Source organism: Candidatus Protochlamydia sp. R18 (assembly GCF_000648255.1).
Classification (GTDB): Bacteria; Chlamydiota; Chlamydiia; order Chlamydiales; family Parachlamydiaceae; genus Protochlamydia; species Protochlamydia amoebophila.
The window spans coordinates 22904-35652 of the sequence record NZ_BASL01000639.1 but is presented as its reverse complement, the minus strand read 5'-3'; the positions used below and the strand labels follow the sequence as shown (position 1 = coordinate 35652).

The window sequence follows — 12749 nt, the reverse complement described above, 5'->3', positions numbered from 1 at the left end:
TTTTAGGTAGTTTATGACAAATCCCTCCATTGTTTGGTTTCGACAAGATCTTCGTTTAGAAGATAATCCTGCTTTAAATGCTGCCGCTCAGAAAGGTGGGCCTGTCATTCCTGTATTTAATTGGGTTTTTAACCTAGAAAAAGAATGGCAATTAGGAGGTGCCAGTCAATGGTGGCTCTATTATTCTTTAATAAGTTTAAAAAATGATTTAAGTGAATTAGGTCTCTCTTTAATTATTCGAAAAGAAGATCCTTTAAAAAGTCTTTTAGAAATTGCTCACGAGACCGGAGCTGATACAGTTTATTGGAATCGTCGTTATGAGCCTATGTTAATACAAGATGACGCTAAAATAAAAACAGAATTGCAAAAGCAAGGGATAAAAGCGCATAGTTTTAATGGGAATTTATTGTTTGAACCTTGGACCATTGCGAATAAACAAGGAAAACCTTTTCAAGTATTCACTCCATTTTGGAATCAGTGTTTAAAATTAAATGATCCAGAAGTTCCTTTGCCTGTTCCACATCCGTTAAAAAAATTTGTAGGCCAACTTCAAACAGAGTCCATTGATTCTTTAAATCTATTACCTAAAATTAAATGGGATAAAGGACTTAAAGAAGTTTGGTCTCCCGGTGCTAAAAGTGCTAAAGCTTTATTAAAAAAAGGATTAACAGGAGTTATAGATCAATACTTGGACATTCGCGATTTACCAGATCATGATGGAACATCCTTACTTTCTCCTTATTTGCATTTTGGAGAGATTTCTCCGCGCATGATTTGGCAGGCTGTCAAAGAAAATTCAACTTCGAAAGGAGCAGAGGGATATTTAAGACAAATTGGCTGGAGAGAGTTTGCCCATCACTTACTTTATCATTTTCCAGAAACACCGCAAAAGCCATTAAGATCGCAGTTTAATTCCTTTTCTTGGAAAAGTGATAAGCAAAATTTGAAAGCTTGGCAAAAAGGTCAGACAGGGTATCCTATTATTGATGCTGGGATGAGGCAACTTTGGAAAATAGGTTGGATGCATAATCGTGTCCGATTGATTGTCGGTTCTTTTTTAGTTAAAGATTTGATGATTCATTGGATTGAAGGAGCTAAATGGTTTTGGGATACATTAGTCGATGCTGATTTAGCGAATAATACAATGGGATGGCAATGGATTGCAGGCTGTGGTGCAGATGCAGCGCCTTATTTTCGTATTTTCAATCCTATTACGCAAGGTGAGAAATTTGATCCCGAAGGAAATTATGTCAAGAAATGGGTTCCAGAATTAATTAATCTTCCCAAGAAGTGGCTACATCAACCTTGGGAAGCTCCTGAAGAAATATTGAGACAATCAGGGATTGAATTAGGAATAAACTATCCCAAACCTATAGTCAATCATGCGAAAGCTAGAGAAGAAGCTTTACAGGCTTACTCTCGCTTATAATTAAGATCTTTTAATAGTCTTTTGAGAGATTTATTAAAAATCGGAAAATAAACTTAATTTTGACTGGAAAAGAATTAAAATGAAAATATTAGTCACAGGTTCGTCTGGCCTTATAGGATCAGCTTTGATTCCTTTTTTAAAATTGGGCCAACATCAGATTGCCAAACTTGTCAGAAAAAAAACTGGTTTAAAATCAGGTGAAATAGCTTGGGATCTTGAAAAAGGAATTATCAATCCAGAGTTATTGGAAGGAGTAGAGGCTGTCATTCATTTAGCGGGCGAAAATATTGCTTCCATTTGGACAGAAAAGAAAAAAAAGCAAATCTTAGAAAGTCGTGTTAAGGGAACAAAACTTCTTTGCCAAAATCTAATCCGCTTAAAATCCCGCCCAGAAGTTTTAATTAGCTCTTCTGCCATTGGTTATTACGGAGATCACTCAGATCAGATTCTGACAGAGCATAGCCCTAAGGGGCAGGGATTTTTAGCAGACGTTTGTCAGCAGTGGGAAGCGGCTACTCAATCTGCGACGGAGGCAGGAATTCGAACAGTTTTCTTAAGAACTGGAATCGTTTTAAGTACTCAAGGAGGAGCTTTAAAAAGTATGCTAACTCCTTTTAAATTGGGTTTAGGTGGAGAGTTGGGATCAGGAAAACAATATATGAGTTGGATTTCAATAGATGATTTGATTGGGATTATTTATTATGTGATTAGACAAAAGGAGTTGCAAGGAGCGATTAATGCTGTCAGCCCTAATCCTGTAACAAATCGAGAATTTACAAAAATACTTGGAACCGTATTACATCGACCTACTTTTTTTAAAATTCCCACATTTGTTTTAAAATGGATAGTGGGAGAAATGGCTGAAGAGGTATTGTTGAAAAGTCGAAGAGTAATTCCAGAAATCTTAGAAGACAAGGGCTTTCGTTTCGATCACCCTAACTTAAAAGAAGCTTTACAGTCCATACTAACTTTCTAGTGAATAATCAATACCAAAACATAAAATACCGGATAATTTGGTATTGAAGAATGATTCGCCTATATGTCTTCTCTTGATAGTTGTATAGCTAAATCTAAATCTAAATCTAAGCCTAAATCTGCTGTTTCTATTAAGCTAAGAGTCTGCTGATTAAGAAATTTTTCTAGTTTTTGTAAACTATATGTTTGCGTTAATTGGCTTAAAATGCTGAGTTTAGTTTCCTCACATTGTTTTGCGATGGCAATTAATTTTTTCTCAAACAAATTTTTCCCTTTTTCATCATTTAATTTTTCAGCTAAGAAAAACATATCATTTGCATTATCTAAACTAAATTGCGAATGAATATGATTAATTAATTTATGAAAATAAAGAGCTGGAAAACCTAAACATTCTGGACGTATCAATTCAGCGACTTGTCCGGCAACCTTCCAATCCAGATCTTCTTTAAAAGAACGACACTTGAATAAATCGATTAAAACAGTTACTGCTTCTACCGTTGCGCATTGATGAATTAAGGTTGTTCCCTCATTCTCACCACGTAAAACTTTTCTAAAGTAACTAGATTGAGTTGTTAATAAATTTTTAGAGGTTTGAAAAGAAATACCCTCTGCTTGGTCATCAGTTTGAAATAATAGGGTAAAATTTTCAGTATTAATATTAGGCTGACTTGGATCAACTTGGATTGTGATAGAAGTAAATTCTGTTTGAAAAATCACTTTTGGATAAATAGTTCTCAATAAAGAACAATTTTCTAGTTTTGTTTTGCCAACAACGATTTGATTTAAAGAATTTAAAATTTTCGGTTCGATTTTACCGGCAAGGATTTCATCATCGAAAGCTTTTTCTGTAATTTGTGTACATCCTTTTAAATTGAGAATGGAAATATTTAACCGTTGAGGATTATCAACCAAACAATGATATTCATCCAATTGTTTTTGATCTACATTTAAACGGGCAAGCAGTTGACTTAAGTCCTTATCTGTTAAATTAGTGCAACCTTCTAAATCAATGCGATTGAGATGATGCAAGGGTTGGTTCTCATTTAAAATTTGTTCAAGTGTTTTATTTTTTAAATCTTCGTCCCTAATTTTTAATGAAAGTTTCTCAAAAATAAGATTTTTACTTAAAAATTGTGTGTATATCCAAACATCATCAGCAGAAATTCCTGTATCCGAAATATCTATAATTAACTGAGAGTTTGCAATAAGGTGGTGACTATTTTCCAAAAATTGGATATTGATTCCTAAGCATCCACACAAGTCTATTTTTTCTATTTGAGGGCATTCTGTTATTAATGCCCGAATTCCCGTACCGGTCAAACTTGGACAGTTACGCAAACTTAATTCTTTTACATTAGGAAATTTTTCAACAAAACTTACAAGGTTTGAATCGTTCAATTCTCCGACACTGTCCGCAATGATTGATTGAACACTGACTTGTGGTTGTAGATGCATATAATGATTGTCATGGAGCCATAAAGCAACACTTTCAGGATCTAAAATTAAGTGATTAGGAGCAAATACGTGAGATTCTCCTCCTTGAGCAAGCACAATTTGAAAAGTAGTGGCTGCCAAAGGAAGTCCTGTATAAAGAGCCATTGCGTAAGGTCTTGTCAGAGGTTGGTTTACATAGAAACGGATAATTGCTTGTGGATCTGTAAATGTTGGCAATTGACTAAGCGAATAATTTCCTAGTGAAAGAGGAGGAAGGCTTAAAATTTTTAAAGAATTGAGCTTGGTTAAGAAAAAAAGCGCGTCTGTTGAAAGCTTTCCGTTGTGAAGGACAAGTGTATGAAGAGAATTTAACAGTCCTTCATTATAAAGTTTTTCTAAGTCTAAAGTAGTAAAATCGTTCTGGTCCAGTGTTAATTGTTCTAAATAGATAAATTGAGGAAGTAGATGCTGTACAAGCTCGAGAGGATAGCCTGATAAATCCACGTAAGATTGAGAAAGGATAGTACAAGGGATATCAATGTCTTTAGGTTGTTGAGAAGCAAATAAGCATTGCCGCATGACATCTAACGTCGGGCACAGCTGGAGCAATTGAGAAAAATACTTTGCTTCAATAGAGGCTTTTTTATGCAATTTTAAAGTTAACGATTTAAGATGAGGGAGTGAAAATTGGGAAAGATTTTCAATTACATATTTTTCCTGTTCTTCTGATAAATTCATTTTGTTAAAATCTAAAATTTCTAAATCTATTAAAGAAATAGAAGGAATTCTTTCTTTTAGCGTAAGTAAATCTTTAAATGTGTCAAAAGTAAAGCATTCAAACTCGCATCGAATTTCCAAGGAAAGAGGCGTATAGTCAGCATGAGACTCTAAAAATTGTTTAAAATAGTTTAGTTGCTTATTGTCAAATTTAATGTGTTGTGGTTTTTGAAAGACTTGTCGTTCAGGAATTTTGCGATCAGATGTATCTGTAAAGACAAAATTCTGAATGTTACCAAGTTTTTGTAAACCAAATTTTAAAAACTCGCTTGAAGCTTTCCAATCGTCTGCTAGAACTGTTCCTGTTAAATCAATCGTTGAACCTTGAAAAAACAGTGTTTTAAGTTTTAGAATTAATTCAAAAACTTCAAGGCTGATACCTGTTTCAGTTATAAAAGAATCTTTGTAAGGTTTCAATTCTTTGAAAAATGTCAAACGGACAAAATCTTTACAAATCTTTTTTAATGACTGCATAAACTGACTATGATTCGCATCCTTTAAAGATTCCAAAGACTCTTTAGTTTCTAAACTTAATTTCGATAAATAAGTTTTAATGCGTTCAATAGATTTTTGTGATTGGTCCACGTCGAGGCACTTTTCACCCTTAACTTTTGCATCGTGGGCTAATTTTTTTGTTTTTTTTCTTAATTCATTAATTTCTGAGCTAGGTATTCTAGTTGTTTCTTGGGGTAAATGTTCAGTTTCCAGCTCGTTATTTGGTGAAGTTTTTGTGTGGAAAAGAGTAGAAGTTTGAGGAAGCATTGAAGAGGAAGTAGGAGAAATGGGATTTGGCCTAAATGATGTAACCTGTGTTGGAGAATCTGTGAGACGACTTGAGGGTGGAGGAATTTGTGTCGGAGCTGGAGAGGGATGAGGTAAAGTTTTCAAAATAGAAATGCGGTTATTTAATTCGCTATGATATTTTTCATGCGCTTGTTGAGTTTTTTTTTCAGCGGCTTCAATTCCATTTGCAAATAAGCAAGGAAGAATAAATTTAAAAATGGCAGGGGAATAATGCTCCAATTTTTTTAGAAACCACCGTTTCCAAGTATTTGTGTGACTGCAATATCTGGCATAAAATTTTTCTCCGTCGCAAAGGAGTAATTGTAAATCTTTAATATTTTCCAAATTTGTTGCATGAATACAAATTTGAGCAGAAGCTATCGCGTAAATTTGCGAAAGAGGAATTTCTTTTTTGTTTGTCTTAGTAATTTTATTCTCTTTTATACCAATATAGAGATTAGAGTTAAGGGCTTCATTAAATTGTTGATGGATAATTTTCAGTGAAATACTCATAAAGACCTTCTATAGTAAAATTCATATTAAAATGAATAAAAGGTTTATTGAAACATAAATTTATTAATATTTTATAAAGGAATATAGGTTTTTATTTATAATAGAATTTAATGATAATAAAATGAAAATAATTTGAAGAAAGTTAAAATCTGTTCCTAGATTAAAAATTCCTTGGAGATAGAGGGACTGCGATTTTTAATAGATTTATAGAAGGTCAACACAAGGTCAACTTGATTTTAATTTATGAAAATAAATTTTTAGTGGAAATTAGGTCTATAAAACTTTGTCATTCAAGTTTGAATGACAAAGTTTTTTTCTTTAGAATTTAATGTCTACTTCGCCGCCAAAATAACCACTTGGGCGTAAATTGTAATGATGAGGATGATGGTTATTATGATTAGAAATTCGGCACTTACCGCCGAGTGTTGTTCCAGCATGGAGATTCGCAGTTAAAAAATCAGTATTGTATTTTACTGCAAATTCTGCTCCTATATTTTGGTAACGAATTAATGATTTACCGTAACTTTCATCTTTTTTTACTCTGTGTCTAATATCAAAATTTCGACCTGCAATTGCTAAAGACCACTGATTATTTAAGTTGTATTCTAAAGATACATTAACAGGAAATACTAAATTCAATTTCCAGTTTCTAGACATTTGCCAATCAGCTCCCAAAATGGGGTAAACTTTATCTAGACCCATGCCTGTCTGGCCAATAAAACCGATATGAAATCCAAAATTTTGGCTATATTCATAACGACCCCATAAGAGAAGATCATAATATAAATATTGAGAGTTTACCGAGCTTCCTGTTGTATCGTAGTTGATGTCTAATTGACTTCTCCAAAACCAATTTCTAAGTCTTTTAGTCACTCCGCCCACACTAAAAGAAAGTGTGTGAAAACGATCTTGGTCAAACCATGGATTTTCCGACCAGTGTAAATATGTCTCTGTATAGCTGATTGCCACATTAGCGGCTTCCGAATAGGTAGGGCGATTATAGAAAACCATTCCTAATTCTGCTTCTACAGCCTTGTAACGAACCTTATCACCTTTGTAATATCCTCGATCAATTTTGGCATCGCTAATGCTATCAAAGTAAACATTAAAATTATAAGGATATGATTTTTGTTCCTCTGGTTGATGATAAAAGGTTTCACTATTGGAATCTCTAACTAGAGATTCTGTTCCATAATCACTAAAATCTAAAGCGATATCGGTTGCTAAAAGAGAAAAAGTGCAGTTTAATGTTAAACATGCATAAAGCCAAAATTTTTTCACGTTCTTGTCCTACCCAAATTTACAAATATCTAACAAGTTTTTATTTTTTCTAGAGGCAAGCAACTTAAAATTTAATTTTCGACTAACCATTATTGAAAAAACAATAACTGTTAGTTGTAGCCTAATTTTAGTCAACTTGTCATAAATAAAATTTGGTTCTCTTGTAGCGATTTTTTTGAATTTCGTCAAATTAAAAATATTTTTTCGTTAAATTTTGATTAGTTGAAACTAATCTATATTTGGAGTTTATGAGTAAGAAAAAACAAATTTAAATTAGTAATTATAAAATTATAAATAGTGGTAATATTGTTGATCAATTTTAATTTATATGCTAAGATAATTTGTTTAAAATTTTTTAATTATTGAGATGATGAAATGGGAATTTTACAAAGAATCGAATACCCTGATAAAACAATTACACCACAATTTTCTGACACGCATATCCCAGAAGTTTCTAGAAAAAATGATGTTTCTTATATTGTTACTACCCTTACAAAATTAATTTATTCAATCTGGGATCGTTCAATTCGGCAAAGGGAATTTATTTGGAATAGTCATTATTTGATTAAAGAAATTTGTGATCGAAAAATTTATGTTTTACGAGAAGCGTTTTTGGGATTAGCTTTTTCTCCCTCAGTTGACGTCCGTAGCGACTCTTTCACAAAACTTTTAAACTCTTTTGATTTAAAGAGAGCTAAATTTGATAGTCAATTTTTCCTTTTATCTTGTCAATTCAAACAAAAAAATCTTCTGAGAAGAGATTTAAATGCATTCTACAACTTATTTAAAGAATTTACAGGTATCTATGAGCAATTAAAAAACTATAGTGATATCACTGGCAGAAGACAGCCTCCTCTTCCTATTCATTATGATATTAAGGCTTTAAAAGAAAAATATGACGACTTAAATAATCAATTAGCAAGTTATTTAGATTGTGAAGCTCCAGCTATTCTTAAAGCGTTTTCTGAAATTTTTAATCTTTTATTACCAGCTGGTTCCATCATCCCTCCTGAAATTATGAAAGAGCTTTATGAAGACTCAAAAAAAATTGAAGAAGCCATTATTCCTTACACTTCAATGATACCTCATGAATATCAAGATTGCATTTGGTTATTATTTGAAAAGCTTGGTTATCAAGCTTCAAGTATACAAAAACCCCCTCATTTTAAAAATATAGGAAACAGTTGTTACCTAGATAGCTCTTTGCAGGCCCTGATTGCTTTGCCAATTGTAAAAGATAGATTGCAAAAAGATTATTTAGAAGAAACAATAGCTAAGCTAGAATTTGAAATAGCAAATGGGCAATTGAATGAGCAAGATTTAAATAACAAACAATTCGAATTGATAAATAAAAAATCAAGTCTAGAAAGAAGGAAAATATTAAAAAATGAATTGAGCTTGCTACTGAATAGCTATCAACCAGTTTCGGAAAATCAAATTAGTTATGTAGATTATTTTTTGGCTACTCGTTTTAGTGAACCAAGCTCATCTGTTTTTAAATTGCGTAATTTATTATTTAAATCTCAATTGCATCCAGAATTAGAAATGGAAAACCTAAAAAGACAATTAGATGCCTCTAGTGTATTTGAGGTATTGATGACTGAAATTTTAGAATATACATATTCTTTTCAAAAATTTGCCGAAACAGTCGATTTGCCTGGGAGACAATTTATAAGTCGTGAAGAAACCCTTTCTATCCTCCAAATTCCTTTTGTTACAAATATATCAAGTTTGGAAGAATTAATTCGTTGTTCATTTGAAAAAGAAGAATGTGTACATGCGGCTGTAGAAGATAGACGAGCTTTTATTCCATCAGAAGGAATAATTGTCAATGAGCAAGCTTTAACACAAGTCGAGAATGAAATAGATCCTATTCGACCTGAGAGATATCAAACCTGGATGCGTTTGAAATCACTTCCTGATGTTTTACCTATTCAACTAAAAAGATTTGCAGGCAATGCTGAACAACGAGTAAAAATAACAGATCCTGTTGATTTTCCTGAAAATTTAGAAATTGATTTATCTCTTTATTTTGATCCGTCACCAAATGATCATTCAAGTGCTCGCTACGAAATAGCTAGTTATGTTGTTCATCAAGGAGGCTTAAATTGTGGGCATTATATTTCTTACGTAAAACAAGGTGATGAATATTGGGTTTGCAATGATACTGCGTCAACAATTGAAAGAATCTCTCGAGAAGAATTCTGTCAAAATAGAAATGCATACATAGTAGTATTAAAGCGCATTCCTAATGAGTTACAATTGATTGAAAATTAGGTGATTAATGAGTTATTGTGAGAAAGCAAGAAACCTTTGACCTGCCATACGCGCTAATTCTTGTTGACAAGAAATTTTGTCGAGTTTCTGGACTTGAGTGAGAGTTCGGCCATCTTTTTCTACTTTGGAAATTTGCAAGTGATGGTCGGCTAGACTTGCCACTTGAGGGAAATGTGTAATACAGATGACTTGATGTTGCTTTCCAATTTCTTTTAATTTGTCACCTACAATAGAAGCTGTCTCACCTCCAATATTCGCATCGACTTCATCGAAAATCAAAGTTAGAATTTTTTCTTTTCCAGCTAAAATCGTTTGTAATGCTAATAACACCCGAGAAATTTCTCCCCCACTCGCGCCATCTTTTAAAGCAATTCGATGTTCTCCTACGTTTGGTTGAAGAAAAAATTCAATCTTATCATCTCCGATCGATGTCCTTTTCTGAGGTTCAATTATGACTTTGAATTCTGCTTTGGGCATATTTAAAGAATGTAATTGTGTGCTAAGAGCAGTTTGAAGCTGACAAGCAAGTAGCACTCTTTTTTCGGACAAGATTCTAGCTAAATCATTCGTATCTGTCTGAGCTTGTTGTAATTCAATTTTAAGTTCTTCTATTTCGATATCGGTATTTTCTAATCGAAAAAGTTTTTGTTTAATCTCTTGTTGATAATGAATTACTTCATCAATTGTTCCCCCATATTTACGTTTTAAGCGATTTAGAAGACTTAAGCGCTCATTGACAATTTGTAGACGTTCTGGATTATGATTAAGTTTGTTTTGATAATGACGTAAAGTATGGGAAATTTCTTGAAGCTCTAAAAAAACACTTTGAAAAGATTGTTCAACTTCTTTTAAAATGGGATCAAAATGACTAAGAGATTCTAAATTTTGTTTTTGGCGATTTAAGATCGCTAAAATAGAAACTTTTTCTCCTGATAAAGCTTGGTTAATTTCTCGGGTTTTTTCAGATAATTCTTCACTATTAAATAGTATCGTATATTCAGTAAACAATTCCTCGTCTTCGCCAGATTTTAATTGAGCTTCTTCTAGCTCTTCCCATTCACTTTTACAAATATCTATTTCACGCATTCGATGAGCATCTTGCTGAATCAACAAGTCTAAACGTTTTTTTAATTCATTTTCATAAATATAACTTTCTTTATAACGCTGTAAAAAAGGACTTAAACCTCCATAAATATCTAACACCTCTCGATGATAATCAAGATTGAATAGATTTTGATTGGCTCGTTGGCCGACAATTTGAACAATTTGTGATCCTAATTTTCGCAAAAATGAGGCTTGAGCTGATTGATTATTAATAAAGATACGATTCTTACCCGTAATCGCGATTTCTCGTCTAATAATGAGATCTTGGTGAGATTCGTGATCAATTCCTCCTTCCTCAAGAAGATTGTTCAAATCTAGACGGTCAATGTCGAATATGGCTTCAACAATACCTTTATCGCATCCTTTGCGAATCAGTGAGGTATCGACTCTTTCACCAATTGCCAGACTTAATCCATGCATAATAGCGGATTTACCAGATCCTGTTTCACCCGTTAGAATGTTCAAGCCAGAGCTAAATGAAATATCGGCATTTTCGACTAAAATGATATTTTGAATACGGAGTTGTTTTAGCATGAATTTTAAGGATCAAAAGTTTGAGAAATTAATTGCAGTAATCGGCCATCACTAATTTCCATTAAGTAAGTATCTTTATTCCAGCTGGGTGCAGAAAAAACAAGATTATTATCAACATAAGCAATAGGAGTGATCACAATATCTGGCTGGTCTTTGAACTGATAAATAATGATTTGATCAATGTTAGGTCGTTGTCTTTTACCAGGCTTAACTCCAACAACACGAACTGCACGGTTCAATATCTCAATTAAATCATTTTGTTGTTTAAAATTAAGTGTGTAAAGCTTTTTATTGTGAGAAACAGCTATGCCTCTCACTTGATTGTATTTTAAATATGTTTGATTATCGGGTTGACCACTTAATAATGAGGTCATGTTTAAAGCAAATAAAATAGCCATTCCAATTAAAACAAGAAAAGTTAAATAAACTAAGGTTTTATTTGTCATGCACGACCTGCAATTTAATCATTATTTGGTTAGTGAAAGGCTAACGAAATGTTAACTTTTCAACTTATTTTGTTAGAAGGTCTAATTCTTGCCACTATTTTCCGACTTTACCTAAAATTGCGTCAAGAGTTTTAAAATGTTGCTTACAGATGCTTCTTAATCTTTCTTCACCCCATTTTCTTAATACTTCTTTTCCAGCCTTTTGTGTGGCAGAAGAGCTTCCTTTAGGAAGTGGAATTTGGATTTCTTTACTTAGTTGTTCAAGTCCATCAATAAAGGCTTGTCTAGCTAAAATGGATGCGGCAGCGACGGCTAAATCATCTTCTGCTCGATGCCTTTGAGTGAGGTTCACATCTAATTTTTTTCGCTTTAAAGCCAGTAAAACTACTTTTTCATCGGCAAACTGGTCAACAATCACTGTTTGACAGCCGGATTGAAGAATCAATTGCTCAATAGTCGTGGCATGCCCCCAGGCCAACAAACGATTTAAATTTTTGAAATCTTGATAAATTTCATTATATTTTGCCGGATTAATTTTGACGATGTGATAAAGGCAAAGATTTTTAATCTGAGAAGCTAATTGTCTAATTGTTTTATCACTTAATGTTTTGGAATCTTTGACTCCCAAAGCTTGTAATTTAGAAAATTGATTAGCCTGAATGTAGACACCTGCAATACACAAAGGGCCAAAAAAATCTCCTTTTCCAGATTCGTCAATTCCAATATGTGGGGTTAAATCTATTTTAGTTGTGGGATGGCTAAATCCAAAGGACTCTAAAATTTCTGGTTCAAGATAAAACTCAATAAAATGAGCTTGCTCTTTGCCCTGGACGACTAACTTCCCTGATGTATAAAGAGTACATGTTAATCCTTTTTTACTGGCAGAAAAGCGAGTATAGGCGGGTATAGTGATGGAAAAACCTTGTTGTTGAAGATCGTTCAGCAATTTTTCTGCTAATTTTAAGTCAAGTGTTGTAACGAAAGGAGGCAAACTGCTCATGAGGTATAAATTAATCATCTAAAAAAGGAATTTCACTAGCTGCGAATACGCATTTGCAAAACGCAGACGAAATTAAATATTAATTGCAAAAAACTTTATCACATTTAAATTCTACTTGCTATCTAAATCCCATTTGAACTCATCCATTTTTTAATTTTAATGGATTTAGCAGGAAGTCTAATGTAAAATCATGTAT

At 33.0% G+C, this 12749-nt stretch carries 8 protein-coding genes; 3 read left to right on the top strand and 5 right to left on the bottom strand.

The genetic code is table 11. The features are described from left to right. Nucleotides 1-13 precede the first annotated feature (13 nt). On the top strand, nucleotides 14-1429 hold the full coding sequence (locus TY19_RS03135) for a cryptochrome/photolyase family protein (protein ID WP_042280092.1): 1416 nt from the start codon (nucleotides 14-16) through the stop codon (nucleotides 1427-1429). Nucleotides 1430-1508: 79 nt separating this feature from the next. Beyond that, entirely contained in the window at nucleotides 1509-2405 is an 897-nt protein-coding gene (locus TY19_RS03130) for a TIGR01777 family oxidoreductase (RefSeq protein WP_042280091.1), read from the top strand. Between the two features lie 59 nt (nucleotides 2406-2464). Here the strand turns inward: TY19_RS03130 and TY19_RS03125 are convergent, their stop codons facing one another. Both TY19_RS03125 and TY19_RS03120 read right to left on the bottom strand, forming a co-directional pair. After that, nucleotides 2465-5911, bottom strand: coding sequence for a hypothetical protein (locus TY19_RS03125; RefSeq protein WP_042280089.1), 3447 nt, complete (start codon nucleotides 5909-5911; stop codon nucleotides 2465-2467). Nucleotides 5912-6229: 318 nt separating this feature from the next. Continuing rightward, entirely contained in the window at nucleotides 6230-7192 is a 963-nt protein-coding gene (locus tag TY19_RS03120; RefSeq protein ID WP_052354747.1) for a DUF6268 family outer membrane beta-barrel protein, read from the bottom strand. A 375-nt stretch (nucleotides 7193-7567) separates the two neighbouring features. Between TY19_RS03120 and TY19_RS03115 the strand changes: the two genes are divergently transcribed. Beyond that, nucleotides 7568-9469 (top strand): hypothetical protein, encoded by a 1902-nt coding sequence (locus TY19_RS03115; RefSeq protein WP_042280088.1) that lies wholly within the window; start codon nucleotides 7568-7570, stop codon nucleotides 9467-9469. 12 nt (nucleotides 9470-9481) lie between these two features. Here TY19_RS03115 and recN read toward each other — a convergent pair whose 3' ends face one another. The 3 genes from recN to rnhC all read right to left on the bottom strand — a co-directional run bounded on the left by recN (nucleotide 9482) and on the right by rnhC (nucleotide 12553). Next, a complete protein-coding gene (gene recN, locus TY19_RS03110) occupies nucleotides 9482-11107 on the bottom strand; it encodes a DNA repair protein RecN (RefSeq protein WP_042280086.1) in 1626 nt (541 codons plus the stop codon). A 5-nt stretch (nucleotides 11108-11112) separates the two neighbouring features. Then, nucleotides 11113-11553, bottom strand: coding sequence for a hypothetical protein (locus TY19_RS03105; RefSeq protein ID WP_039357436.1), 441 nt, complete (start codon nucleotides 11551-11553; stop codon nucleotides 11113-11115). Between the two features lie 94 nt (nucleotides 11554-11647). Continuing rightward, nucleotides 11648-12553, bottom strand: coding sequence for a ribonuclease HIII (rnhC, locus tag TY19_RS03100; RefSeq protein WP_042280213.1), 906 nt, complete (start codon nucleotides 12551-12553; stop codon nucleotides 11648-11650). Between the last annotated feature and the right edge of the window lie 196 nt (nucleotides 12554-12749).

What these genes read in the sequence shown, in the direction of transcription:
- TY19_RS03125 (WP_042280089.1), bottom strand. Translation starts at nt 5,911, where the DNA reads ATGAGTATTTCACTGAAAATTATCCATCAACAATTTAATGAAGCCCTT.
- rnhC (WP_042280213.1), bottom strand. Translation starts at nt 12,553, where the DNA reads ATGAGCAGTTTGCCTCCTTTCGTTACAACACTTGACTTAAAATTAGCA.
- recN (WP_042280086.1), bottom strand. Translation starts at nt 11,107, where the DNA reads ATGCTAAAACAACTCCGTATTCAAAATATCATTTTAGTCGAAAATGCC.
- TY19_RS03105 (WP_039357436.1), bottom strand. Translation starts at nt 11,553, where the DNA reads ATGACAAATAAAACCTTAGTTTATTTAACTTTTCTTGTTTTAATTGGA.
- TY19_RS03135 (WP_042280092.1), top strand. Translation starts at nt 14, where the DNA reads ATGACAAATCCCTCCATTGTTTGGTTTCGACAAGATCTTCGTTTAGAA.
- TY19_RS03115 (WP_042280088.1), top strand. Translation starts at nt 7,568, where the DNA reads ATGGGAATTTTACAAAGAATCGAATACCCTGATAAAACAATTACACCA.
- TY19_RS03130 (WP_042280091.1), top strand. Translation starts at nt 1,509, where the DNA reads ATGAAAATATTAGTCACAGGTTCGTCTGGCCTTATAGGATCAGCTTTG.